This window comes from Sphingopyxis sp. OPL5 (genome assembly GCF_003797775.2).
Lineage (GTDB): Bacteria > Pseudomonadota > Alphaproteobacteria > Sphingomonadales > Sphingomonadaceae > Sphingopyxis.
In genome coordinates this window covers 754,765-779,531 of the sequence record NZ_CP060725.1, presented here as the reverse complement: position 1 = coordinate 779,531, position 24,767 = coordinate 754,765, and the positions used below count along the sequence as shown (strand labels likewise).

At 66.1% G+C, this 24,767-nt stretch carries 23 protein-coding genes; 17 read left to right on the top strand and 6 right to left on the bottom strand.

Going from position 1 to position 24,767, the window contains the following annotated elements; genetic code table 11:
• Positions 1–244 precede the first annotated feature (244 nt).
• Positions 245–2,542 carry an LPS-assembly protein LptD gene (locus EEB18_RS03795; RefSeq protein ID WP_187139403.1) on the bottom strand — a complete coding sequence of 766 codons (2,298 nt, stop codon included), beginning with the start codon at positions 2,540–2,542 and terminating at the stop codon, positions 245–247.
• A 130-nt stretch (positions 2,543–2,672) separates the two neighbouring features.
• Between EEB18_RS03795 and EEB18_RS03790 the strand changes: the two genes are divergently transcribed.
• The 4 genes from EEB18_RS03790 to ndk all read left to right on the top strand — a co-directional run bounded on the left by EEB18_RS03790 (position 2,673) and on the right by ndk (position 5,798).
• Positions 2,673–4,115 carry a leucyl aminopeptidase gene (locus tag EEB18_RS03790; RefSeq protein WP_187139404.1) on the top strand — a complete coding sequence of 481 codons (1,443 nt, stop codon included), beginning with the start codon at positions 2,673–2,675 and terminating at the stop codon, positions 4,113–4,115.
• Positions 4,116–4,227: 112 nt separating this feature from the next.
• Positions 4,228–4,677: a DNA polymerase III subunit chi gene (locus tag EEB18_RS03785; protein WP_187139405.1), complete on the top strand. Its 450-nt coding sequence runs from the start codon at positions 4,228–4,230 to the stop codon at positions 4,675–4,677.
• A gap of 70 nt (positions 4,678–4,747) precedes the next feature.
• Positions 4,748–5,275 carry a hypothetical protein gene (locus EEB18_RS03780; RefSeq protein WP_187139406.1) on the top strand — a complete coding sequence of 176 codons (528 nt, stop codon included), beginning with the start codon at positions 4,748–4,750 and terminating at the stop codon, positions 5,273–5,275.
• Between the two features lie 100 nt (positions 5,276–5,375).
• On the top strand, positions 5,376–5,798 hold the full coding sequence (gene ndk, locus EEB18_RS03775) for a nucleoside-diphosphate kinase (RefSeq protein WP_056349541.1): 423 nt from the start codon (positions 5,376–5,378) through the stop codon (positions 5,796–5,798).
• A 12-nt stretch (positions 5,799–5,810) separates the two neighbouring features.
• Here ndk and EEB18_RS03770 read toward each other — a convergent pair whose 3' ends face one another.
• The 3 genes from EEB18_RS03770 to purM form a co-directional block, all read right to left on the bottom strand.
• Positions 5,811–6,065, bottom strand: coding sequence for a hypothetical protein (locus tag EEB18_RS03770; protein WP_056349543.1), 255 nt, complete (start codon positions 6,063–6,065; stop codon positions 5,811–5,813).
• Positions 6,065–7,012: a phosphoribosylglycinamide formyltransferase gene (purN, locus tag EEB18_RS03765; protein WP_187139407.1), complete on the bottom strand. Its 948-nt coding sequence runs from the start codon at positions 7,010–7,012 to the stop codon at positions 6,065–6,067. Before purN ends, EEB18_RS03770 begins: the two co-directional genes overlap by 1 nt.
• A gap of 111 nt (positions 7,013–7,123) precedes the next feature.
• Positions 7,124–8,242, bottom strand: a complete 1,119-nt coding sequence (gene purM, locus EEB18_RS03760) for a phosphoribosylformylglycinamidine cyclo-ligase (RefSeq protein ID WP_187139408.1) — start codon at positions 8,240–8,242, stop codon at positions 7,124–7,126.
• An 85-nt stretch (positions 8,243–8,327) separates the two neighbouring features.
• On the opposite strand from purM, the gene EEB18_RS03755 reads away from it, so the two are divergent.
• From EEB18_RS03755 to EEB18_RS03740, 4 genes are read left to right on the top strand one after another with little or no spacing between them, the layout of a single operon-like run.
• Positions 8,328–9,611 (top strand): heavy-metal-associated domain-containing protein, encoded by a 1,284-nt coding sequence (locus EEB18_RS03755; RefSeq protein ID WP_187139409.1) that lies wholly within the window; start codon positions 8,328–8,330, stop codon positions 9,609–9,611.
• Entirely contained in the window at positions 9,611–10,267 is a 657-nt protein-coding gene (locus EEB18_RS03750) for an HdaA/DnaA family protein (RefSeq protein ID WP_187139410.1), read from the top strand. The genes EEB18_RS03755 and EEB18_RS03750 overlap by 1 nt, the downstream gene beginning before the upstream one ends.
• Positions 10,258–12,426: an RNA degradosome polyphosphate kinase gene (locus EEB18_RS03745; protein ID WP_187139411.1), complete on the top strand. Its 2,169-nt coding sequence runs from the start codon at positions 10,258–10,260 to the stop codon at positions 12,424–12,426. The genes EEB18_RS03750 and EEB18_RS03745 overlap by 10 nt, the downstream gene beginning before the upstream one ends.
• Positions 12,423–13,916 (top strand): Ppx/GppA family phosphatase, encoded by a 1,494-nt coding sequence (locus EEB18_RS03740; RefSeq protein WP_262408105.1) that lies wholly within the window; start codon positions 12,423–12,425, stop codon positions 13,914–13,916. The genes EEB18_RS03745 and EEB18_RS03740 overlap by 4 nt, the downstream gene beginning before the upstream one ends.
• Here EEB18_RS03740 and rnd read toward each other — a convergent pair.
• Positions 13,913–15,139 carry a ribonuclease D gene (gene rnd, locus EEB18_RS03735; protein WP_187139412.1) on the bottom strand — a complete coding sequence of 409 codons (1,227 nt, stop codon included), beginning with the start codon at positions 15,137–15,139 and terminating at the stop codon, positions 13,913–13,915. The genes EEB18_RS03740 and rnd overlap by 4 nt on opposite strands.
• A gap of 109 nt (positions 15,140–15,248) precedes the next feature.
• On the opposite strand from rnd, the gene EEB18_RS03730 reads away from it, so the two are divergent.
• From EEB18_RS03730 to EEB18_RS03695, 8 genes are all read left to right on the top strand, one after another.
• Entirely contained in the window at positions 15,249–15,578 is a 330-nt protein-coding gene (locus EEB18_RS03730) for a hypothetical protein (protein WP_187139413.1), read from the top strand.
• Positions 15,578–17,089: an FAD-binding protein gene (locus EEB18_RS03725; protein WP_187139414.1), complete on the top strand. Its 1,512-nt coding sequence runs from the start codon at positions 15,578–15,580 to the stop codon at positions 17,087–17,089. The genes EEB18_RS03730 and EEB18_RS03725 overlap by 1 nt, the downstream gene beginning before the upstream one ends.
• Positions 17,090–17,191: 102 nt before the next feature.
• On the top strand, positions 17,192–18,982 hold the full coding sequence (gene aspS, locus EEB18_RS03720; RefSeq protein WP_056349573.1) for an aspartate--tRNA ligase: 1,791 nt from the start codon (positions 17,192–17,194) through the stop codon (positions 18,980–18,982).
• Between the two features lie 2 nt (positions 18,983–18,984).
• On the top strand, positions 18,985–19,860 hold the full coding sequence (locus EEB18_RS03715) for an alpha/beta fold hydrolase (protein WP_187139415.1): 876 nt from the start codon (positions 18,985–18,987) through the stop codon (positions 19,858–19,860).
• A 57-nt stretch (positions 19,861–19,917) separates the two neighbouring features.
• Positions 19,918–20,859 (top strand): hypothetical protein, encoded by a 942-nt coding sequence (locus tag EEB18_RS03710; RefSeq protein ID WP_187139416.1) that lies wholly within the window; start codon positions 19,918–19,920, stop codon positions 20,857–20,859.
• An 85-nt stretch (positions 20,860–20,944) separates the two neighbouring features.
• A complete protein-coding gene (locus EEB18_RS03705; protein ID WP_187139417.1) occupies positions 20,945–21,730 on the top strand; it encodes a polyphosphate kinase 2 family protein in 786 nt (261 codons plus the stop codon).
• A gap of 222 nt (positions 21,731–21,952) precedes the next feature.
• The gene (locus EEB18_RS03700; RefSeq protein ID WP_187139418.1) at positions 21,953–22,489 is read left to right on the top strand and encodes a J domain-containing protein; all 537 of its coding nucleotides are present in this window, start codon (positions 21,953–21,955) and stop codon (positions 22,487–22,489) included.
• A gap of 98 nt (positions 22,490–22,587) precedes the next feature.
• The gene (locus EEB18_RS03695) at positions 22,588–23,004 is read left to right on the top strand and encodes a hypothetical protein (RefSeq protein ID WP_187139419.1); all 417 of its coding nucleotides are present in this window, start codon (positions 22,588–22,590) and stop codon (positions 23,002–23,004) included.
• A 157-nt stretch (positions 23,005–23,161) separates the two neighbouring features.
• Here EEB18_RS03695 and mtgA read toward each other — a convergent pair whose 3' ends face one another.
• A complete protein-coding gene (mtgA, locus tag EEB18_RS03690) occupies positions 23,162–23,869 on the bottom strand; it encodes a monofunctional biosynthetic peptidoglycan transglycosylase (RefSeq protein ID WP_187139420.1) in 708 nt (235 codons plus the stop codon).
• Positions 23,870–23,969: 100 nt separating this feature from the next.
• Between mtgA and EEB18_RS03685 the strand changes: the two genes are divergently transcribed.
• Positions 23,970–24,767: a transporter gene (locus EEB18_RS03685; RefSeq protein ID WP_187139421.1), complete on the top strand. Its 798-nt coding sequence runs from the start codon at positions 23,970–23,972 to the stop codon at positions 24,765–24,767.

Here is a 24,767-nt window from a genome sequence, read left to right as displayed (position 1 = left end):
ACGCAAGCTGAGCGAATGGGATGAGATGCGGGTCGCGCCTGGCCCGTCGGCGGCTCCAGGGTGGAGGCGGACGTTGCCGATCCTCCCTGTCGCGCAGCGATGGGGAGGGGGACCGCCGCCGTAGGCGGTGGTGGCGGGGCGGCGACGTCGCGCTATAGCCCCTCCGTCAGCGTTTCGCGCTGCCACCTCCCCATGGCTTCGCCACAGGGAGGATTTTCAAGGCCGCTACCGCTCGAAACCCGCCTCAGAACCCCAGGTTTCTCAACGCCACGCGGAACGAGAAGCTGTTGCCGCGCCGCGCGTCGCCGGTGTCGATATAGTCGCGGCGCCAGGTCAGCGCGATCGACAGGCATTCGTCGTCATAGGCGACGCCGAGCCGGTGGCGGATCGGCTCGAAGCCGTCCGACAGGCTCAGCGGATCATCGGCCTTGCTGGTCAGGTCGATGATCGCCGAACCGAAGACCGACCAGTTGCGGGCAAAGGCGACGCGGCCGCCGACGCGGGCTTCCTCGCGGTCCTGCAGATCCTCGGCGACCGTCGTGATGTCGCGGTTGAGCCGCGAGTACCCGAGCACGGCATAGGTCGCACGGGTGCCGATCGTCGCGTCGAACTCGTTGCGCCGGATCGCCAGATTGTCCTTGTCGAGCCGGAAACGATGGGTCAGCCGCAGGAAATCCTTGTACGCGACGGTGGTGCGGCCGACGACGTCCGACGTCCGGTCGGTCAGCCCGGTGCCGTCGGGGAACAGGCTCGGCTTGTCCGACAGGCGGTAACTTTGCCCGACGATGCTGTTGATGTTGAAACCCGGCCGGCTGTAATTCCATTCGGCGCCATAGGTGATGCGCGCGCCGTCCTCGAACCGGTCGTAGCCGCTGAAGCGGTTGATCGCGAACAGGTTGCTGTCCTCGAGGTCGAAGGCGCGGCTGTCCTCGTTCGGAATGTCGAGGTTTTTCAGCTTCGGCGTCGCGACGAGCTGGACGCGCGGGGTCAGCGTCTGCGTCCCGCCCATGAATTCGCCGACGAACGGCCAGCGCATGTCGGCGGCGAAGGCGGCGATGCCGCGGCCTTCCCAGCCCGACTTGCCGCGATAGCCGGGAATCGCGGTGAGCAGATTCTCGTCGCTGTGATAGACGTCGCCGCGTACCATCGCGGTAAAGGTCACTTCCTGCCCCAGCGAGGTCAGGCGGCGCAGGTCCCAGCGCACCCCGGCAAAGGCGCGCTGCGTGTCCTGCCCCGCGGTGCGGCCGATCGCCAGCGTGTTGAGCTGCAACTCGAACTGGCCACCGAACAGTGGGTCGGTCAGCCGCTGGCGATAATCGAGGATCGGCAGCGCGATCGGCTGCTGCCCCTGCTTGTCGCCGGCGCGCAACGTCTGCGTCGCCCAGCCGGCGATCGACAAATAGCTTTGTCCGCCGATCCGCTCGACCTCGAAGGTCGACCGCAGCCGGTCGTCGCGGGTGATGTCGTACCGGCGCAGGAAGGTGCGGTCGCTCGCGATGCGGCCGGAGTAAGTGACGCTCCAGTGCGGGCTGAGCTGAAACTTGCCCGCACTCTCCAGATAGCCGCGCAGCTCGTTGTTGCCCGTGCTCGGCGTGCCGTTGAGCGGGACCACCGAACTATAGGTGCCATACCCGTTGATGCGGAACGACCCGACGTCGGTCAGCGCGCGAAACTCGCCCTCGATCATCGGCGCCGCGCCGGTGTAGAGGTGCGGGGTGATCGTGACGTCGCGGTCGGGCGCGATCCGCAGATAATAGGGGACCGCGATTTCGAAACCATTGGTCCGGTCGAGCCGGATTTCGGGAACCAGCAGCCCGCTGCTCGGCGAACTGTCGAGCGGGTGGCTGAGACCGGGCAGCGGGATCAGCGGCAGGCCGAATATCTCGATCCGCGCGCCCTTGTAGCGGACCTTGTTCTTGGCCTTGTCGTACAGCACCTTGACGGCGCGGACCTGCCAGCTCGGATTCTTGGCGCAGCCCGCATTATCCTCGACTGGGCAGGGGGTGTAGGCGGCATTCTCCAGTTCGATATTGCCGTTCTCGAACCGCTTTCCGCGCACTGCGGCAAGCCGCGATCCATTATCGAGCACCACCAGCATGTCGTCGACGATCCCGTCGCGCAGGGTGTCGGTCAGGACGATCCGGTCGCCATAGGCGGTGTCGCCCTCGGGGTTGGTGATCGCGACGTCGCCCTCGGCGACGACTTCGCCGGTCTTGCGGTTCCACGTCACCTTGTCGGCGCGCATCTGGATCGCTTCGCGGTTCATCTGGACATTGCCGTCGGCGACGACGATCTCGGTATCGCTGTCGTAATTCAGATTGTCGGCGGCAAAACCGACCTGCTGTTCGCCCGCGACATCGGGCGCATCGATCTTCCCGGTCGATACATCGGGGGTCTGGAGGTCGGGTTCGCCCTGCGGCGCGGGCACGACCGGCGGTTCGGCACCGGTCTGCGCCGCGGCCGGCACCGCCAGCAACGCCAGCGCGCTGGCTGTCGCGAGCCACAGCGGCCGGTCGCCCCCTTGGAACAAAGTCCCCGTCATTGAATCCCTTTGTCCCGTCACCTGGAGCCTGCGGCTCGCTTGAACCCGCAGCTTTGTTTTTGCAACTCGCAAGCGAAACCCCTATCGGTCCGGCACGTTCCAATCAATCATCGCATAAGAAAGTCACAGGATGGACATTCAGTTTGTCGCGCAAATCGATGCGTCTGCCGACGTCGTCGCCTTTCCGGTCCGTAAGGGCGGTGCCGCCGCGCTCGGCGCGTTGCTCGGCGCCGCGGCGGCGCAGGCGCGCTTCGACGGTGCGGCGGGCACGGTGGCCGAAACCGCGGCGATCGATGGCGACCGTGCGAAGCGGCTGCTGCTTATCGGCATCGGCGAAGGCGGCGTCCACGACCTCGAACGCGCCGGCGCGGCGCTGACCGCCCGGCTGCAGACGAGCGGCGTCGCCACCGTCCATGTCGATTTCGTCAGCGCCGGGCCGGTCGATGCCGACGATATCCTCGCTTTCGCCACCGGCGCGACGCTGCGCAACTGGCGCATCGACACCTATCGCACCCGTCTCGCCGACAATGCCCGGCCGAGTCTCCAGTCGATCGTGATCGCGGCGCCCGGCGGCGCTCCCGCTGGGTGGGCCGAGGCGCAGGCGATCGCCGACGGCGTCGCCTTCACCCAGACGCTCGTCGCCGAGCCGCCGAACATCCTCTATCCCGAAAGCTTCGTCGAACGCTGCCAGCATCTCGCCGACTTGGGCGTCGAACTCGAAGTTCTCGACGAACGCCAGATGAAGGCGCTCGGCATGGGCGCGCTGCTCGGCGTCGCGCAGGGCTCGACGCGCCCGCCGCGGCTGCTCGCGATGCGCTGGAACGGCGGCGAGCCGGGCGCCAAGCCCGTCGCTTTCGTCGGCAAGGGCGTCACCTTCGACACCGGCGGCATCAGCATCAAGCCCGCTGCGGGCATGGACATGATGAAATGGGACATGGGCGGCGCGGGCGCTGTCGCCGGCGCGATGAAAGCGATCGCCGGCCGCAAGGCGAAGGCGAATGTCGTCGGCATCGTCGGGCTTGTCGAGAATATGCCCGACGGCAATGCGATGCGCCCCGGCGACATCGTCACCACCATGTCGGGCCAGACGGTCGAGGTGCTCAACACCGACGCGGAGGGCCGGCTTGTTCTCTGCGACGCCGTGACCTGGACGCAAAAGGTCTACGAACCCTCGGTGATCGTCGATCTCGCGACGCTGACCGGTGCGATGGTGATTTCGCTCGGCCATGAATATGCCGGCATCTTCGCCAATGACGACGGCCTCGCCGACCAGCTCATCGCCGCGGGCGAAGCGAGCAACAACAAGCTGTGGCGCTTCCCGTTGTCGGCCGCCTATGACAAGCTGATCGACAGCCCGATCGCCGACATGAAGAACATCGGCCCGCGCGAGGGCGGCTCGATCACCGCGGCGCAGTTCATCAAGCGCTTCGTCGACGAGGGCGTCAAATGGGCGCATCTCGATATCGCCGGCATGGCGTGGCACGACAAGGACGGCCCGGTCTACGCCAAGGGCGCGACCGGCTATGGCGTACGCCTGCTCGACCGCTTCATCGCCGACAATTTCGAAGGGTGACGCACCGGACCTCGTCATTGCGAGGAGCCGAAGGCGACGCGGCAATCCAGAGTGTGCGTAAACCGCTCTGGATTGCTTCGCTACGCTCGCAATGACGATGGTCTTGTAATCCATGCCCCGCGTCGACTTTTACCGGCTGACCCGCGACCCCGTCGAACGGGTGCTCCCCGCGCTCGCGTCGCGCATATTGGGCAACGGTGACCGCCTGCTGGTCGTCGCGGGCCCCGCGATGCAGCGCCAGGCGATCGACGAGGCTTTGTGGACGCTCCAGCCCGCGAGCTTCCTGCCGCACGGTGCCGCCGGTTCGCCCGACGAGGCGATCGAGCCGATCCTGATCGCGGGCACGCTCGCCGCACCACCCCCCAATGGCGCGACGCATCTCGCGCTCGCCGATGGCGAATGGCGCGAGGAGGCGCTCGGTTTCGCGCGCGTCTTCCTGCTCTTCGACAACAGCCGCATCGACGACGCCCGCGCGCTGTGGCGCGGCCTCGCCGCGCGCGACGATGTCGACAACCGCTTCTGGAAACAGGACGAAAATGGCCGCTGGTCGGAGGGGCCGTGACTGTGACCGGCGTCACCGCGCGTTCCGCGTCCGATGCTATGAAAATCGCGAACCGCCACAGGAGCTTATCATGACCAACCGCCCGACCCTGATCCTCGCCGCCACCGCCGCCGCGCTTCTGCTCGCCGCCTGCAGCTCGAAATCGGAGCAGGAGGTCGCGAGCGGCACCTACACCGATCCCGACACCGGCAAGACCGCCGACTATAAGGTCACCAAGAGTGCCGACGGTGAGGACGGCGCGGTCAGCATCAAGACCGCCGACGGCGAGGTCAGCTTCGGCGGCGGCGTCGCCAATGCCAAATTGCCGGCCGGTTTCACCGCCTATCCCGGCGCCAGGATGACCGGTGGCATGTCGGCGTCGGGCAAGGATGGCGAAAGCGGCATGGCGAGCTTCGAGGTCAAGGGACAGGCCGCCGACGTCATCGCCCATTTCCGCAAGCAGGCCGAGGCCGCGGGGCTGAAGGTGTCGAGCGAGGTCAAGGCTGGCGACATGATGATGTTCAGCGCCGAGAAGGGCGAAGGCGGCAAGGGCGGGGTACAGGTCACCGCGACCCAGGCCGGCGCCATGGTCAACGGCACCGTCACCTACGGCGGTTGACCCCGAAGCGGGGTGTCCGCCTCCTTCCTGCCTTGCAGTGCGGCAAAAGCGCGGCTAGACGCGCGCCGATCATAAAACACACCCACGCAGGAGCTTTCCCATGGCGGTCACCCGCACCTTTTCGATCATCAAGCCCGACGCTACCCGCCGCAACCTGACCGGCGCGGTCACCAAGATGCTGGAAGACGCCGGCCTGCGCGTCGTCGCGTCGAAGCGCATCCACATGAGCCGCGACCAGGCCGAAGGCTTCTATGCCGTTCACAAGGAACGCCCCTTCTTCGGCGAACTCGTCGATTTCATGATCAGCGGCCCCGTCGTCGTCCAGGTCCTCGAAGGCGAAAACGCCATGCAGGCCAACCGCGACATCATGGGCGCCACCAACCCCAAGGACGCCGCCCCCGGCACGATCCGCAAGGAACTCGCCGAGAGCATCGAAGCGAACAGCGTCCACGGCAGCGACAGCGATGAAAATGCGGCGATCGAAATCGCCTATTTCTTCAAGCCCGAAGAAATCGTCGGCTGATCGCCATTTGCCCTAGGGCAGCGAAGGGCCGCCGGAGCGATCCGGCGGCCTTTTTCGTGCCTGCCACCGTGTCCAGCGTTTCGATACCATAAGCGCGAGGGCAACGAACACCGCGGTTCCGAGCAGCGCCGCTCCATCGAAGCCCAGCCGGTCGCCGAGCAGATCGACCGTGCCATATTCGATCGCTTTGCCGATCCCGACGCCGAACGGAATGACGATGACGGCGGCCAGCACGGTCTTGAGCAAGCCGACTGCGGCTTGCTTCATCAGAACTCGTCCGCCACGCCCATCAGGCCGGCCAGCTTCTTCGGCGCCACGGCGAGCCAGCTCTTGCGCAGCCATTCGCCGATCGCGTCCCAGTCGGTATCGCCGAGGTCGAGGCGGATACCAACCCAGCCGTCGCCGAAATAGGCGGGGCGATAATAGCGCGCTTCATCCATCTCGATCAACGCCGCCTGCTCGTCGGCGCCGCTGATCTTCACCAGCAATGCGGTCTTGCCGTCGCCATGATGATCCTGCGTAAAATAGGCGAATTTCTTGCCCTTCACGATGCCGAAACACGGCATGCCGTGCGAGCTGACCTCGTCGGCCTCGGGCAATGCCATCGCCAGGTCGCGCACCCGGCCGAGCAGATAGTCGGGGTTGCGCTCGCGGCTCACAAACGCAGCCAGCGTCGGCGGATAAAGCTGATGCTCGGCGATCCGCACCCGCGCGCTCAGGCTGTCGACGGTGTCGCCCGCGACGATCGCCACCGCGGTCTGCGCCAGCACCGGCCCGTCGTCGACCCCCGGGGTCACGATATGGACGCTGCACCCGCCGAACCGGTCGCCGGCGTCGATCGCCTGACGGTGGGTGTTCAGCCCCTTGTAGAGCGGCAGCAGGCTCGGGTGGATATTGACCATCCGGCCCGCCCAGCGGCCGACGAAATCGTCGCTCAGGATTCGCATATAGCCGGCCAGCGCGACGAAGTCGGCTTTCGCCGCGCGCAATTGCGCGTCGACCAGCGCGTCGAACGCATCGCGATCGAGTCCTTTGTGCGAAAGGCTCCAGGTCGCGAGGCCCTCGGCTTCGGCGATCGCCAGCCCCGGTGCATCGGGGTCGTTGCTGGCGACCAGCACCAGCTCATAGGGACAGTCGGCGGCTTTCGCCGCATAGAGCAGCGCCGCCATATTGGTCCCGGCGCCCGAGATCAGGACGGCGACTCTGGCTTTCATTTCTCCCCTCCCGCTTTCGGGAGGGGCCGGGGGAGGGCTTGTCGATTGGAGGTGCGCTGAAACAGGCCCTCCCCTATCCCCTCCCGCAAGCGGGAGGGGGACTTTGCCGCCTTAGGCATTATGCGTCGCGCTCCAATCGCCCATCGCGCTCCACGTTTCGGCGCTCCCGGTCACGGTGCAGCCCTTCGCGCCGTCGGCGATATGCCCGATCCGCAGCACCGTTTCGCCCGCATCGGTCAGCGCCGTGGTAACAGCGTCAACATCGCCTTCCGCCACGACAACCGCCATGCCGATCCCGCAGTTGAACGTCCGCGCCATCTCCTCGGGCTCGATATTGCCCTGCGCCTGCAGGAAGGCCATCAACCGCGGCTGCTCCCATGCATCGGCATCGACATGAGCCTGCAGGTTCGCGGGCAGGATGCGCGGGATATTCTCGAGCAGCCCGCCGCCGGTGATATGCGCCAGCGCGTGGACCTTGCCGGTCTTCACCAGCGGCAACAGGCTCTTCACATAGATGCGCGTCGGCGCCATCAGCGCGTCGATCAGCAGCACCTCCTGGTCGAACAGCGCCGGGCGGTCGAGCTTCCAGCCCTTGTCCGCCGCCAGTCGCCGGACGAGCGAGAAACCGTTCGAATGCACCCCCGACGAGGCGAGGCCGAGGATGACGTCGCCCGCGGCGACCTTGTCGGCGGTCAGCACCTCATGGCGCTCGACCGCGCCGACGCAGAAGCCGGCCAGGTCGTAATCGCCGTCCGAATACATCCCCGGCATTTCGGCGGTTTCGCCGCCGATCAGCGCGCATCCGGCCAACTTGCACCCCTCGGCGATGCTGGCGACCACCGCGGTTGCGACATCATTGTCCAGCTTCGCGGTCGCATAATAATCTAGGAAGAACAGCGGCTCGGCGCCCTGCACGATCAGGTCGTTCACGCACATCGCGACCAGGTCGATGCCGACCCCGTCATGGCGTCCCGATTCGATCGCGAGCTTCAACTTGGTGCCCACCCCGTCGTTCGCCGCGACGAGCAAGGGATCGGTGAACCCCGCCGCCTTCAGGTCGAAAAAGCCACCGAAGCCGCCCAGGTCGGCATCGGCGCCGGGGCGGCGTGTCGCACGGGCGAGCGGGGCAATGGCACGGACCAGCGCATTGCCGGCATCGATCGATACGCCCGCCTGGGCATAAGTGTATCCGGCGGGCTGCCCGTCCGATTTGTTCTGCTTGGAATCCATGGCACGCGCGACTAACGGTTCCCGCGGACAATTGCCATGATTTCCTTGTCCGGCACGCGCATTCGGGGCAGAGCATAGAGAAGAGATGATTTCGGCCGCTTCCCCCTCGCACGCCCGGCGTTTCGCCCCGCTTTTCCGCCTTCCGACCGCGCTGCGCCGCGAATGGCGCATCGCGGCGATGCTGGGCTTTCTCGCCCTGATTCTCGTTGTCGGTGTCGTCGATGGCCAGATTACGCGCGGCGATCGTGGCATCACCCCGATCAACAGCAGCGGCGATTTCCTGACCAGCGGCATCCTTGTCGACGTCACCGGCGACAATGCCGACGACGCGCGGACCAAGGGCTGGCGCGAGGCGCAGCGCCAGGGCTGGGCCCAGCTCTATCGCAAGACCAACGGCAGCGACGGGCCGGCGCTCAATGATTCGGTGCTCGACGGCATCGTCACCGCGATCGTCGTCGAGGACGAACAGATCGGCCCACGCCGCTATGTCGCGCGCCTCGGTGTCCAGTTCGACCGCGTCCGCGCCGGCCAGATCCTCGGGGTCAGCGGCCGGACCTTGCGGTCGCCGCCGCTGCTCGTCATCCCCGTCTATTCGATCGACGGCATGCCGCAGGTGTTCGAACAGCGCAGCGCCTGGCAGCGCGCCTGGGCCGAATATAATACGGGGCAGAGCGCGATCGACTATGTCCGCACCGCGGGCACCGGTGCCGACACCCTGCTGCTCAATTCGGGGCAGGTCGGCCGCCGCGGCCGCGTCTGGTGGCGGGTGATCCTCGACCAATATGGCGCCGCCGACGTGCTGACCCCGATCGCGCGCGTCGAATACAGCTATCCCGGCGGGCCGATCACCGGCCATTTCACCGCGCGCTTCGGTCCCGACAACAAGCTGATCGGCGGTTTCACGATGACCGGCCCGACCCCGCGCGCGCTGCCCGACATGATGGAAAAGGCGGTCGCGCGGATGGACCGGCTCTATACCGACGCGCTTGCCGCCGGGGTGCTGCGCACCGACACCTATCTGGTGCTCGAAAAGCCGGTGAAGGTCGAGGAACTGCCCGACGTGGCGGAAACCGACACCGACGCACTGCCCACCGAAACCGATGCCAGCGTGCCGACCGCGCCGACCGTCGGCGTCGCCAGCTTCACCGTCCAATATAGCTCGCCCGACGTCGAATCGGTCTCGGCGACCGAGCGCAGCGTCGGTGGGGTGTCTGGTGTCCAGTCGGCCTCGACCACCAGCCTCGCGCTCGGCGGCACGTCGGTGATGCGCGTGACCTTCCGCGGCGACATCGCCGCTTTGAAAGCCGCGCTCGAAGCGCGCGGCTACAAGGTACAGGCGAGCGGGAGTACGCTCCGGATCAGCCGCTGATGGCCGGCCCTTCGGGACAGATCGCGCTCCCGCTCGACTGGAGCGCGGGGGGCAGCAATGATGGCCCGCTGATCGTCGGCACCAGCAACGCCGACGCGGTGCGTTATCTGCGCCATGTCGGAACATGGCCGGTTCGCACCGCGGTCCTCACCGGCCCGCGCGGGTCGGGGCGCAGCCTGATCGGCCGGCTGTTCGCGCGCGAAACCGGCGGCCGCGTCATCGACGGCCATGACAGCGTCTCCGAAGAAGCGATGTTCCATGCGTGGAACGCCGCGCAAGCGAGCGGCGACCCGCTTCTCGTCATCGCCGACGCGCCGCCCGCCGATTGGGATATCCGGCTTCCCGATCTCGCCTCGCGCCTGCGCGCCGTGCCCGTGCTGACGATCGGTGAACCCGACGATTGCCTCGCCCGCGACCTGATCGAGGCGCTGTTCGCGCAGCGCGGCATGGCGCTCGCGCCCGAGGTCGCCTCCTATATCGTCCCGCGCATGGAGCGCAGCTATGCGACGCTCCACCGCATCGTCGTCGCGCTCGATGCCGCCTCGCTCGAACAGGGGCGGCGCGTCGGGGTTCGTCTTACGCGTGAAACATTACTGTCACAGGGGCTGATCGATCCCGATCTCCTTGAAAGGCAGGATGAAGACACATGTCGATAGCTGGCGGCCCCCTACGCGCAGACAATGATGCCGACACGGCGCGGCCCTCCTTCGGCCCCGAACGCTTCTTCAACCGCGAACTCAGCTGGCTCGCCTTCAACCGGCGGGTGATGGAGGAGGCGCGCAATCCCGCGCATCCGCTGCTCGAACGGCTGCGCTTCCTGTCGATTTCGGGCAGCAACCTCGACGAATTCTTCATGGTCCGCGTCGCGGGGCTCAAGGGCCAGCAGTTGCAGGGGATCGATGATCCCAGCGCCGACGGCCGCTCGCCCGGCCAACAGCTCGCCGAGATCGAGGCCGAGGTGAACCGCCTCGTCGACCAGCAGCAGAGCGAATGGCAATTGCTCCACCGGCAACTCGGCGAACAGGGCATCGTCGTCCATGGCGACCATTCGGACGCCGGAAAGCTCCGGACGCTGCTGCGCCAATATTTCATCGACCAGATTTTTCCGATCCTCACCCCGCAGGTGCTCGATCCGGCGCATCCCTTTCCCTTCATCCCCAACCGCGGGCTCGGGGTGATTCTTGACCTCGAGCGCAAGGCGACGGGCGAGACGATCCGCGAACTGGTGATGATACCGGGCTCGCTCCCGCGTTTCGTGCCGGTGCCCGGCGAGGCGTCGAATTTCGTCCCGATCGAATTTCTGATCGAATTGTTCGGCGACATCATTTTCCCCGGCTACCGTATCCGCGCGCGCGGCGTCTTTCGCATCATCCGCGACAGCGACATCGAGCTGGAGGAAGAGGCCGAGGATCTCGTCCGGCTGTTTCGCACCGCGATCCGCCGCCGCCGTCGCGGCCGCGTCATCCTTTTGGAGCTTGAGGCCGACATGCCCGGCGAACTCGCCGCGGTGCTCAACGCCGATATCCAGGGGCATGAAGCGATCGTCGCCAAGATCGACGGCTTCGTCGGTCTCGCGGCGCTGTCGGCGCTCGTCGACGTCGACCGCCCCGACCTCAAATTCCCCGCCTTCTCGGCGCGTTTTCCCGAACGCATTCGCGAACATGGCGGCGATTGCTTCGCGGCGATCCGCAGCAAGGACATCCTCGTCCACCATCCCTATGAAAGCTTCGAGGTCGTTCTCGCCTTCCTGCGGCAGGCGGCGGCCGATCCCGACGTCGTTGCGATCAAGCAGACGCTCTACCGCGCCGGCGACCAGTCCCCGGTGATCCGCGCGCTGATCGAGGCGGCCGAGGCGGGCAAGTCGGTGACCGCGGTCGTCGAACTCAAGGCGCGCTTCGACGAGGAACAGAATCTGCTCTGGGCGAACCAGCTCGAACGCGCCGGGGTGCAGGTCGTCTATGGCTTCATCGAATGGAAGACCCACGCCAAGATTTCGATGGTCGTCCGCCGCGAAGGGCAGGGGTATAAAACCTACTGCCACTTCGGCACCGGCAACTACCACCCGGTGACCGCCCGGATTTACACCGATCTCAGCTTCTTCACCGCCGACCCGCGCGCGGGGCGCGATGCGGCGCAATTGTTCAACTACATCACCGGCTATGTCGAACCCGAACGGCTCGACATGATCACGATGTCGCCGCTCAACATGCGCGCGCATCTCTGTCAGCTGATCGATGCCGAGATCGCCGCGGCGCGCGCGGGGGCGCCCTCGGGCGTCTGGGCCAAGATGAACAGCCTCGTCGACCCCGGCATCATCGACAAGCTCTATGAAGCGAGCGTCGCCGGGGTGCCGGTCGAACTCGTCGTGCGCGGCATCTGCTGCCTGCGTCCCGGGGTTCCCGGCCTCTCCGAAACGATCCGCGTCAAATCGGTCGTCGGCCGCTTTCTCGAGCATAGCCGCATCTGGGCCTTCGCCAACGGCGCGGCGCTGCCGCACCGCAACGCAAAGCTCTATATCTCCAGCGCCGACTGGATGCCGCGCAACTTCGACCGCCGCGTCGAATATATGATCCCGATCGAAAACCCGACCGTCCACGACCAGATTCTGGACCAGGTGCTCGTCGCGAACCTCATCGACAATGAACAAAGCTGGGTGCTGCAAGCCGACGGCACCTATGTGCGCTTAAATCCGGGCGACAAACCATTTAACTTGCACCATTATTTTATGACGAATCCGTCTCTATCGGGCCGCGGCACCGCGCTCCACCAACGCCAGGACGTCCCGACGCTCCTCCTCAATATGCGTGAAGATTGACCAAATTGCCCCCCCAGCGCGCCCCCAAATCCAAACTCCATCGCTCGGCGGTCATCGACATCGGTTCCAACTCGGTCCGCCTCGTCGTTTATGAAGGCCCGCCGCGCGCGCCGGCGGTGATCTTCAACGAAAAGGTCGCCGCCGGCCTCGGCCGCGGCCTGTCGATCGACGGTCGTATCGCCTCCGAAGACGCCAAGCGCGGCCTTTATGCCCTGCGCCGCTACGCGCTGCTGGCCCGGCACATGGAGGTCAAGGACCTGCAGTGCGTCGCGACCGCCGCGGTGCGCGACGCATCCAACGGCCCCGACTTCATCGCCGGCGCCGCCGAGGCCGGACTCCAGATCCGCCTGCTGTCGGGCCAGGAAGAGGCCGAGGCGGCGGGCTATGGCGTCATCGCCGCCATCCCCGACGCGCATGGTATCGCCGTCGATCTCGGTGGCGGCAGCCTCGAACTCGCGGCGGTTTCGAACGGCCAGGTGGGCCGCCGCAACAGCTTTCCGCTCGGCGTGCTGCGGCTTCCCGCGCTGCGCAAGGACGGGCCGCAGGCGTTCGAGCGCGCGATCCGCAAGATGCTGCGCGCCAAGGACTGGCCGGGCGATTGCGCCGGGCTGCCGCTCTATCTCGTCGGCGGTTCGTGGCGCGCGCTCGCGCGTCTCGACCTCGAACTCACCCACGACCCGCTCGCGGTGCTCGACCAGCACAGCCTGCCGCGTACCGCGCTGCGCCGGCTGCTCCGCGCGACCCAGCGGCTGAGCTTTGAGGAACTGAAGGCGATTCCCGGCATGGCGTCGAACCGCGCCGCATCGCTGCCCGACGCCGCGGCCCTGCTCGCCGCGCTCGCCAACATCATCGACGTTCCCGACATGACGGTTTCGTCGTCGGGTTTGCGCGAAGGGCTGCTCTATCAGGCGCTCGACGCCGGGACGCGGGCGCAGGATCCGCTGATCGTCGCCGCCGAATTCGAAGGCCGCCGCCTCGCGCGCTTTGCGCCGCACGGTCCCGCGCTTGCCGAATGGATCGCACCGCTCTTCGCCAGCGAAGACGCCGCCGACAGTCGTGTCCGCCTCGCGGCCAGCCTGCTCAGCGATGTCGCCTGGTCGGCGAACCCCGATTTTCGCGCCGATCGCGGTACCGAAATCGGCCTGCACGGCAACTGGCGCGGCATCGATATTCCGGGCCGCATCCTGCTCGCGCGCGCGCTCCACGCCGGCTTCGGCGGCGCCGACGGCGATTTTCCGGCGATGGGATCGCTCGTCGCGGCCGAACGGCTGGCGCGGGCGCGGCAATGGGGGCTCGCGATCCGGCTGGCGCAGCGCCTGACCGGCGGGGTCGAAGCGCCGCTAAAGGCGAGCCGCATTGCACTCGAAAAGGGCAAGCTGGTCCTCAGCCTCGAAGCGGGCTGGCACCACCTCGCCGGCGAATCGGTCGACCGCCGCCTGCGCTCGCTCGCGCAAGCGCTCGACGCCAAGCCTGAACTCGTGCTTCTTTAAGCTTCGGTCGCGTCGATCGGGGCCGCGTCGATCGGGGCCGCGTCGATCGGGGTCGGGGCCTCGATCTTGCTCATCACCAGCTTGCCGTGCTGGACGGCAAAGCCCATCCGCCCCTCGACTAGGTCGAGCGCGGCATGGCCGAACACGTCGTAGCGCCAGCCCTGCAGCATCGGAATATTGTCGCGGCGCCCGGCAGCAAGCGCCTCGAGTTCGTCGCTGCGCGCGATCAGCCGCGCCGCGACATTAAGCTCGCGTCCGCGAATCTTGAGCAGCAGCTTGAGCAAATCGGCGACGAGCACGCCTTCCTTGCCCAGCCCCGGCCCGCGCGGGGCGCGGTCGGGCATGTCGTCGCGGTCGAGCGGCTTGGCGTTGTCGAGTGCATCCATCAGTCGCCCGCCGATGTCGTTCGAGCGCCAGGTCGCTGACAGCCCGCGTACGCGGCCCAGACCGTCCTGATCCTTCGGCGGATGCGCGGCGAGGTCGGCGAGCGTTTCGTCCTTGACGATTCGGCCGCGCGGCAGATTCTTCGAACGCGCCTCGCGCTCGCGCCACGCCGCCAGCGATTGCAAGCGGCCGAGCACGTCGGGTTTGCGCGACGGAATCTTGATCCGGTGCCACGCCTGATCGGGGTCGACGCTGTAGTTCGACGGATCGGCTAGCTTTTCCATCTCCTCGTCGAGCCAATGGCCGCGCCCGGTCTTGACGAGCTTTTTGAGCATCATCGGAAAAATTTTGGCCAAATGGGTGACGTCGCCGATCGCATAGTCGATCTGGCGCTTGTCGAGCGGGCGGCGGCTCCAGTCGGTAAAGCGCGCGCCCTTGTCGAGCTGGATACCCAGCCACGCCTCGACGAGGTTCGAATAGCCGACCTGTTCGGCCTGACCGAGCGCCATCTGCCCGATCTGGGTGTCGAAGATCGGGTGCGGGGTCTTGCCGGTCAGGTTGAAGATGATTTCGACATCCTGCCCGCCGGCGTGGAAGACCTTCAGCATGTCCTCGTTGTCGACCATCAGATCAAGCAGCGGTTTCAGGTCCATGTCCTTTGCCAACGGGTCGATGCCTGCGGCGTGCTCGCTGTTGGCGACCTGGATCAGGCAGAGTTCGGGCCAGAAGGTGTTCTCGCGCATGAACTCGGTGTCGACCGCGATGAAATCGCTGTTCTTGATGAGATCACAGAATTCGACGAGCGCGGCGCTGGTTTCGATGAGCGGATGGACTTGCATGCCGCGCCTATACAGCTAGTTGATGCAGACGGGCAGGAAAAATTGCCCACGCTCTTCGGGTCGCGAAGCCGGAACATCGGCATGTTGAAACGCGAAGGGGTATCGGCACATGATGTGGGTCGGCTGGACGCTGGCGGCGATCGGTTTTGCGCTGCTTTTCGGGCAATATATGGCGGGGCAGGGCGACATCTTCGTGTCGATCGCCAATCCGCGGCCACTCGACGAGGAATCGATGGTCGTGACGCTGAGATATTGGGGACTCGCCGCCGCGGCGCGCCAACCCTTCGTAACGCCGGAGGCCGATCACGGGCTGTGCGACCTGCGAGTCTATGCGACGCGCCGACAGGCCCTGGTTGCTATCGCGACGCTTGGCTTGATCCGCCCGGTGACCGTCGCTTGGCGCGCCCATGCCGGTATTCAGCCGCTGGGAGACGCGTGATGCCCATTGTTCCGATCGGCGAGTCGGGTCGCTGGACCAATTATCACGGCACCGGCGTGTGCGAGGATGCGACGCGTTTCGCGTTGCGCAGCGGCGATGCGGCGCGCGGGCGCGACGAGATCGCGATCGCGGCGGCGGCGGTACGCGAATGGCTTGGCGAAGCGCTGGCGAAGGGGAAGCGCGTGCGGCCGCTCGGCGCAGGCTGGTCGCCATCGAACGTCAATATCTGTTCGGACGCCTGGCTGCTCCACACCCGCCGCTTCAACCGCTGTTTCCGCATCGCCGCAAGTGACGTCCTGCCCGGTGTCGATGCCGCCGGGCTGATGCTCGTCGAGGCCGGGACGCTCGTCGACGAGGTGTCCGACAAGCTCGAGGCAGAAGGCCGCTCGCTGTGGACGAGCGGCGCGGGCAATGGCCAGACCTTTGCCGGCGCAGCGGCGACTGGCACGCACGGGTCGATGGTCACGCGCGGCGGCATCCAGGATCATATCCGCGCGGTCCAGCTGGTGACACCTGCGGGCGTCCATTGGGTCGAACCCGCGGCCGGGGTGATGAGCGACGCCTTCATCGCCGCGACCGGGTCGACGGTCCTGCGCGACGATGATGTCTTCGCCGCGGTCCAGTTGCCCGTCGGCGCGCTCGGCATCGTGACCGCGCTCGTCGTCGATAGCGTCCCCAAATTCCTCGTCCGCCCGATCCAGAATCTGCGTAAGGTCGACTGCGCCGCGCTCGACTGGCTTGCGGCAGGCGATTTCCGCCGCTTTTCGGCGGCCTATGCGCTCGATCGCGATCCCGACTTCGTCCAGATGATCGTCAATCCGTACAAGCCGTTTAAACGCCCCGCGATGCTGCGCTTCCTCTATGCTGAGCCGTGGCGCGCCGATTACGAGCGGGCGACCCCGGGAGAACTGGGCGCGGGTTACGACGCGCTCAGTCTGCTCGGACGGCTGCTCGACGATTATCCTTGGGCGCGCGGCGCGCTGCTCCAGTTCGCGATGAAGATGGGCTATGCTGCGGGTCCCGACGTCGATGACCCGCCGGTGCATGGCACCTGGGGGGAGGGGCTCGACACCCACCGGCCGCTCGCCGACCTGTTCAACGCCTCGGTGACGATCGACCGCAGCGATTTGGCGCATGTGTTTGAGCTGATCTGCGGCGTCTACACGCGCCACGGCGGTTCGACCGCGGTGACAGTGCGCTTCATGGAACGCGCGCAGGGGCTGCTCGCACCTGCGCGTTTCACCCACAATGCAGTGATCGACTTCGACGGTCCGCGCAGCCCGCGGACCGCCGAAGCCTATGCGCGCGTCGTCGAACTGCTCGACCGCGAGGGGGTGGACTTCACGCGCCACTGGGCGAAAAGCTGTCACCTCGATGGGGCACGCGTCGCAGCCGATTATGGCGAGGATTTGCAACGCTGGCGCGCCGCCCGCAACCGTCTGATCCCCGATCCCACGCATCGCGCGATCTTCGGCAGCGCGGTGCTCGACGGGCTGGGGCTGACTGGCTGAATCGCCCTTCTACCCTTGACAAATGGCGCGTCGCCCTGCCTTAGGCGCGGCCATATCGGTGCGGCTTTCGCCCGCGCTCCCCGACGATTGAAAGACGAAAAAATGCACGCCTATCGTACGCACACCTGTGCCGCCTTGACCGCCGCCGAAGTCGGGCAAGAGGTCCGCCTGTCGGGCTGGATCCATCGCACGCGTGAACATGCGAACGTGCTGTTCGTCGATCTGCGCGACCATTACGGCGTGACCCAGATCATCGTCGAGACCGGGTCGAAGCTGTTCCCGATCGTCGATGCGGCCGGACCGGAGTCGGTGCTGACGGTGACGGGCAAGGTTTCCGCACGCTCGCCCGAGACGATCAATCCGAAACTGCCGACCGGCGAGATCGAAATCTATCCCAGCGAGATCGTCGTCCAGTCGTCGGCCGACAAGCTGCCGCTGCCGGTGTTCGGCGATACCGAATATCCCGAGGATATCCGCCTGCGCTACCGCTACCTCGATTTGCGGCGCGAGCGACTTCACGCCAACATCATGCTGCGCTCGAACGTGATTTCCAGCCTTCGCCGCCGAATGATTGGGCAGGGCTTTACCGAATTCCAGACGCCGATTCTGACGGCGTCATCGCCGGAGGGCGCGCGCGACTATCTGGTCCCGTCGCGGGTCCATCCGGGCAAATTCTATGCCCTCCCGCAGGCCCCGCAGATGTTCAAGCAGCTGCTGATGGTCGCCGGGTTCGACAGATATTTTCAGATCGCCCCCTGCTTCCGCGACGAGGATGCGCGCGCCGACCGTTCGCCCGGCGAATTCTACCAGCTCGATTTCGAGATGAGCTACGTCACCCAGGACGACGTGTTCGCCGCGATCGAGCCCGTGCTGCATGGCGTGTTCGAAGAATTCGCCGACTGGCAGGGCAAGGGGCGCACCGTGTCGCCGCTGCCGTTCAAGCGCATCCCATACCGGGAATCGATGGCGAAATACGGCAACGACAAGCCCGATCTGCGTAACCCGTTGCTGATCACCGACGTGTCCGACCTGTTCAAGGGATCGGGTTTCGGCCGCTTTGCGTCGATGGTCGAGGCGGGCGACGTCGTCCGGGCGGTGCCCGCGCCGAACACGGCTGAAAAGAGCCGTAAGTTCTTCGACGAAATGAACTCGTGGGCGCAGTCCGAAGGTTTCCCCGGCCTTGGCTATGCAACGCAGAAGGACGGCGTGTTCGGCGGGCCGATCGCGAACAATCACGGGCAGGAGGGCATGAAGGCGATCGCCGACGCGCTCGGTCTTGGGCCGAACGACGGGATATTCTTCTCGGCCGGCAAGGAGGCGCAGGCCACCAAGCTCGCCGGACTCGCCCGCACGCGTGTCGCCGAGCAGCTGGAACTGATCGACCAGTCGCGCTTCGAATTCTGCTGGATCGTCGACTTCCCGATGTTCGAGGCCGACGAGGAAACCGGCAAGATCGACTTCAGCCACAATCCCTTCAGCATGCCGCAGGGCGAGTTGGAGGCACTGACCTCGAAGGACCCGCTCGACATATTGGCGTATCAGTACGACATCGTCTGCAACGGCGTCGAACTGTCGTCGGGCGCGATCCGGAACCATCGGCCGGACATCATGTATAAGGCCTTTGAAATCGCCGGATACAGCCAAGCCGATGTCGACACCAATTTCGCCGGCATGATCAACGCGTTCAAATTCGGCGCGCCGCCGCACGGTGGCTCGGCGCCGGGCGTCGATCGCATCGTGATGTTGCTCGCGGACGAGCCCAACATCCGCGAAGTCATCGTCTTCCCGATGACGCAGAAGGCCGAGGACCTGATGATGCAGGCCCCGGCGCCAGTCAGCGACAAGCAACTCAAGGAACTCGGCATCCGCATCGTGGACGGGCCGAAGGGCTGAGCATGACGTCGGCGGCGCGGGAGCACCGGCTGTCGACGCCGGATGGCGACATTTGCTGGTTCGAATGGGGCGAGCCCACCGACCGACCATCGGTGCTGCTGCTCCACGCGACGGGCTTTCATGCCCGGCTGTGGGATCAGGTCGTTGCGGCGCTCCCGGCCGGGACGCATGTGGTGGCGCCCGACAGCCGCGGTCACGGGCGCAGCGCAAAGCCGGCTTCGCTGTCCGACTGGGCGGCAACGACCGATTTCCTGTTGCCGCTGATCGACCGTTTTGCGGGAACGACGTTCGTCGGCTGCGGGCACAGCATGGGCGGTTACCTGCTCACACGGCTGGCCGCCGAGCGGCCGCAGGCTTTCCGTCACCTGATTCTGGTCGATCCCGTGATCATGCCGCCCGAATTTTATGCCGAAGCAGTCGGGCAACCCGTTCCCGACCCCGCCGAGCATCCGGTGGCGCGGCGGCGGAATCGCTGGGATGGCTGGGAGGCGATGGCCGCGCACTTCGCTACGCGTCCGCCCTATGCGCATTGGCGGGCCGAAGCGCTCGCCGATTATTGCCGGTTTGGATTGCTTCCCGCTGCGGATGGCGAGGGGTGGGAACTGGCTTGCCCGCCCGCGTTGGAGGCGTCGGTCTATCTCAACGCGCTGCGTACCGACCCCCATCGCTGGTTTGGTGGGATTTCGGCGCCGATCAGCGTGATCCGTGCCAAGACCGGCGAGCGCGCAGGCACTCTCGATTTTTCCGTCAGCCCGACATCGCCCGGCCTGGGCGCTTCGCTCGGCGCAGTGCGCGACGAGCATTGGGCCGAACTCAGCCATTTCATCCCGATGGAAGCGCCCGAGCGCCTGGCCGACTTCATCGCCACCGAACTTTGACTCGCTTGGCGGGCTGCGATAGCCCGGCAGCGGGTCGATGGGCGTCGGGGGGAAATGATGAGCCATTCGCGATGGATACTGGCCGGTGCGCTGGTCTGTAGTGCGGTTCCCGCAACGGCGGAGACGCTGACGATCGCGGGTGCCAACCCGGCCGGAAGCCCCAACGTCAACGATCTGGTCAGTATCGCAGTCGACCGCTTCGAGGGCGAGGACGGCAGCATCCTGTCACAGGCGCTGGAAAGCGAACTCGCTGGCGTTCGCTTTGGCGGCCGGCCCTATTTCCGGGTGGTTGCGCCCGAATCGGGGGTGCCGACCGATGCGCTGGTCACCGGCAATGTTCGCGTCGGGGTCGACGAAACCGCCACGACCGAGAAGCGCAAGCGCTGCGTTGAACAGGACCCCGCCGACAAGAATAAATGCCTGAAGGAAGAGGAATATGACATGCGCTGCCGACGCCGGGTGGCGACGGTCAGCACCAATGTCCGGCTGGTCGCGATGGGCGACGGCAGCGTGCGCTATACACGCCCGCTGAGTGCGCGCGACGAACTCGTCTATTGCCCCGACCGCAAGGCGAGCCGCACCGTCGATGCGTTCGTCGAAACGACGTTGAAGGCGCAGGTCGGGACCATCCGCCGCGACTTCGCGCCGAGCGGCTTTTCCGAAGACGTCCGCGTCGAGGAAAATCGCAAGGGCCTGCCCAAGGCGGCGGCGGAGGCGTTCAAAGCCGCGATCCGCCAGACCAAGGGCGACGAGGCGGGTGCCTGCGACAGTTGGGCGGCGATCGGACGCGATGTCGAGCCGACCGCGGCGCTTGCCTTCAACCTCGGCCTCTGCGCCGAGGCGCGACGCGATTTCACCGCCGCGATCGACTGGTACGGGCAGGCGCAGCGCCTGGGGTCGAAAAACCGCGACATCGGCGAGGGGCTGGCGCGTATCGACCGCCATCGCCGCGCGCTTGCCGACTGGGACGCGCGACAAGCCTATATGGCCGGGCAGTAACAAACGCTCGCTGCGCTGTGCCAAAGGGCGACAGCGGTGCAACGGGCGCTTGGTGATCGCGCATCGACCGGGCTAAGGTCGCGCGATGACCATCGACCTGTCCGACTTCGAATCCGGTGCCAAATATGATGGCGATTATGGCGAGGATCTCGCCGCGCTGCAGGGGCGGCTCGAACGCATCCAGGCGGCGCATATCACCCACGGCCAGCGCAGCGTCATCATGTTCGAAGGCTGGGATGCGGCCGGCAAGGGCGGGATCATCACCCGCCTCGCGGCGCAGCTCGACCCGCGATATTTCGAAGTCTGGCCGATCAGCGCGCCGACCGACGAGGAAAAATCGCGCCATTTCCTCTGGCGTTTCTGGAAACGGCTGCCGGGAAACCGCGAATTGTCGATCTTCGACCGCAGCTGGTACGGCCGCGTCCTCGTCGAGCGCGTCGAGGGTTATGCGAGCGAAGGCGAATGGCGCAAGGGTTACGACGAGATCAACGAGTTCGAGGCGCAACTGACCGGGTCGAAGACGCATCTGGTCAAGCTGTTCGTCCACATCACGCAGGACGAACAGGACAAGCGCTTCGCCGACCGGCTCGACGATCCGTGGAAGCGGTGGAAGACCGGCGCCGACGATTATCGCAACCGCGCGCGCCGCGCCGACTATCTCGCCGCGATGCACGACATGTTTGCGCAGACCAACACACGTTGGGCGCCGTGGACGGTGATCGACGGCAACAACAAGAAGGCGGGACGCATCGCCGCATTGACCCACATCGCCGACACGCTCGAGGCCGCGGTGCCGATGACCCCGCCCGACCTCGACCCCGCGACGGTCAAGCTGGCGCACAAGGCGTTCGGGTATCAACCGAAGAATTGAAGTCCTAAAGCGACAAAAGATACGCATGTGCGCATCGAAACTGTCTCCTTTGTCGCTTTAAGCGGTGATGGGCGACGCGTGACAAATCACCGGGACATGCACGATCGAAAGAGCCAGGCAGCGGATGCTCGCACAGCGATCTTTTTTAGGAAAGCGCTTTTTTCAGCGGCATTCGGCCCGCTCGGCTAGCCATTTCGGACCCCGGTTGCTACATGGGGTCGGATGAGCCGCGCCAAAAGATCCGACGACTGGGGTTTCCCCCGCTGGCGCCCCTATGGGTCGTCGCGCGAGGCGCAGAAGGTTCGCCTGTGCGACCGGCACGGCTGCACCAACCCCGGCAACTGCCCCGCGCCCAAGTCGCCGAACAGCCCCGATCGCTGGTATTTCTGTGAAACCCACGCCGCCGAATATAATCGCGGTTGGGACTATTTCGAAGGGCTGAGCGCCGAGGATGCCGCCGAACGCGCCGCCGACGAAGCGCGCGGCGCGCGCAGCTACGCCCGCGCCCAGCATTATGAATGGGGCGGGTCGGGCGACGGCAGCCGTAGCGCCGACGAGATGCGCGCGCTCGAAATATTGGACCTCGAACCCGACGCCGATTTCGAGGCGACGAAGAAGGCGTGGCGGGGCCTCGCCAAGGAATGCCATCCCGACGTCAAGCCCGGCGACGCGGAGGCCGCGAAGCGCTTCGCGGCGGGGCAGGCGGCGTTCGAAGTGCTTAAACAGGCCGAAGAGCGAAAGAGCTGGAAACCGGCGTAGGCGGGACGCGCAAGCGCCAACAATGTAAATTCCAATTGACTCCATGTTATATATTTTTAACATAGAGTGAATCAGGGCGAACATGGGGGATGGACGATATGCGAACGATAATCGCGATGCTGCTCACCGCGGCGCTGACGACGCCTGCCTTGGCCCAGTCCGGGGGTTTTCGCGATCAGGGGCTCGGTCGTGCCGAGGGCATCGTTGGCGTTGGCTTCACGCTGCCTTTGGGCGGCGGCCGGCATAAGGAGGCACCGCGCCTCGAACTGCGTCTCGCGCGCGACACCATCAACATCGACGGCAGCCGCCAGTCGGATCGCGAAGTGCGGCGCTTTGAAAGCCGGATCGGCATCGCGCTCGACGGCGAACAGAGTCTGTTGCTCAACGGCCGTCCGATCGAGCGGAAACAGCGGAACAATCTCTCGACCGAGGTGGGCATCGCGATCGGTGTCGTCGCGGTCCTCGTGGTCGGCGGACTGTTGGTCGCCGACGCGGCGCGCGACGCGTCGGAATAGGGCCGCCGCAGGCGACCTGGACGAAAAGGGAATGGCTGGTTTCGGGCGATAGTGGGCCTATCGGACCCGTTCCCTGGCCTTCGCCGGGGAACGGGTTGTGCCGGAGTGTCCGCTTACCATCCCAAGCCGCCATTGACCTCCAGGTGGTGAGCGGCGTCTATTTGTAGATGCAGGCATCCAGCCCCTCGCGCCGGACAACCCCGATGCGCGCGCGGATCGTGTTGCCGTAACGGCGGGTGAAGCCCGACGGGCTGATCGCCTCGCGCTTCTTGGGCAAGGGCAGGATCGCGGCGATGCGCGCGGCCTCGGACGGGGTCAGCTTGCCCGCGCCATGTTTGAAATAGCGCTGCGCCCCGGCTTCGACGCCATAGGTGCCGAGGCCGGTTTCGGCGACGTTGAGATAGACCTCAATGATCCGCCGTTTGCTCCACAGTTTTTCGATCAGGAAGGTGAACCAGATTTCGGGAACCTTGCGGACGTAACGCGTCCAGCCGCTGCCCTGCCACAGAAACACGTTCTTCGCGGTCTGCTGGCTGATCGTCGATCCGCCGCGCAGGCGCTTGCCCTTGGCATTGCGCTCGATCGCCTGCTCGATCGCGTCGCGGTCGAAGCCGTCATGGCTGCAGAATTTCCCGTCCTCGGCGGCGATCGCGGCGCCGACCATGTTGCGGTCGATGTTCGACAGGCTGGTCCAGTCCTTGGTAATGCCATTGCCGTCGGTCAGCATCGTCACCGTCACTGGCGGTGGCACGACGGCGTATATCAGCACCCACAGGGCCGACAGGATGATGAACCACAGCAGCCATTTGAACGGCCGCAGATACCAGGGGAGTTTGCGCTTCGACGCGCGGGTCTTCGTTGCCATGCGCGGCAAACTAGCCGCTCGTCGCGGCGAGGCAAGCGGGCTTGATTGCAATCGCGCTTTCCGGGACAAGAAAGACCGGCCGGACACGAAGGGGAATAGGATGCCACTGCGGCAGATCATGCTGTTCGCCGCCGTCGCGTTGAGTGCGCCGGCTTTTGCGGCGGAGGCACGCGACCTTTGTCCCGACCGCCCGGGGCTTGGCACGCCGGCCTGCACGGTCGATGAGGGCCGGACGATGCTGGAGATCGGTCTCGCCGACTGGACGCTCGATCGCGGCGCGGATAGCCGGACCGACAGCTGGGTGTTCGGCGATGCATTGCTTCGCGCGGGCCTCACCCCGTCGCTGGAGTTGCAGGTCGGCTGGACGATGCTCGGCCATGTGCGCGAGCGCGATCGGGCGACGGGCCACACCAGCAGCACGATACGAACCGGGGACGTCACGCTCGCGCTACGCCAGAACTTGCGCAATCCCGATGGCTCGGGGTTCTCGATCGCCGTCATGCCCTATGCGACCCTGCCGGTGGGCGGTGCGGGCGTCGGCGCGGGCGATTGGGGCGCGGGGCTGCTGGTGCCCGCCAGCTTCGATCTGGGGGCGGTCTCGCTCGGACTGACGCCGCATGTCGACGCGGCGGTCGATGCCGATGGCGACGGTCGCCATCTGGCCTATGGCACGGTGGTCGGGCTGGGTTTCGATGTGTCGGACGATGTGTCGGCGGCCGCCGAACTATCCCTCACGCGCGACGACGACCCCGGCGGGCGCAGCACCGAGGCGCTCGCGGGCCTGTCGCTGGGCTGGCAGCCCGACGCCGAGAGCCAGTGGGATGTCGGCGTCAATACGGGCCTGAATCGCGACAGCCCCGATGTCGAACTCTATGCGGGTTATGTCCGGCGTTTTTGA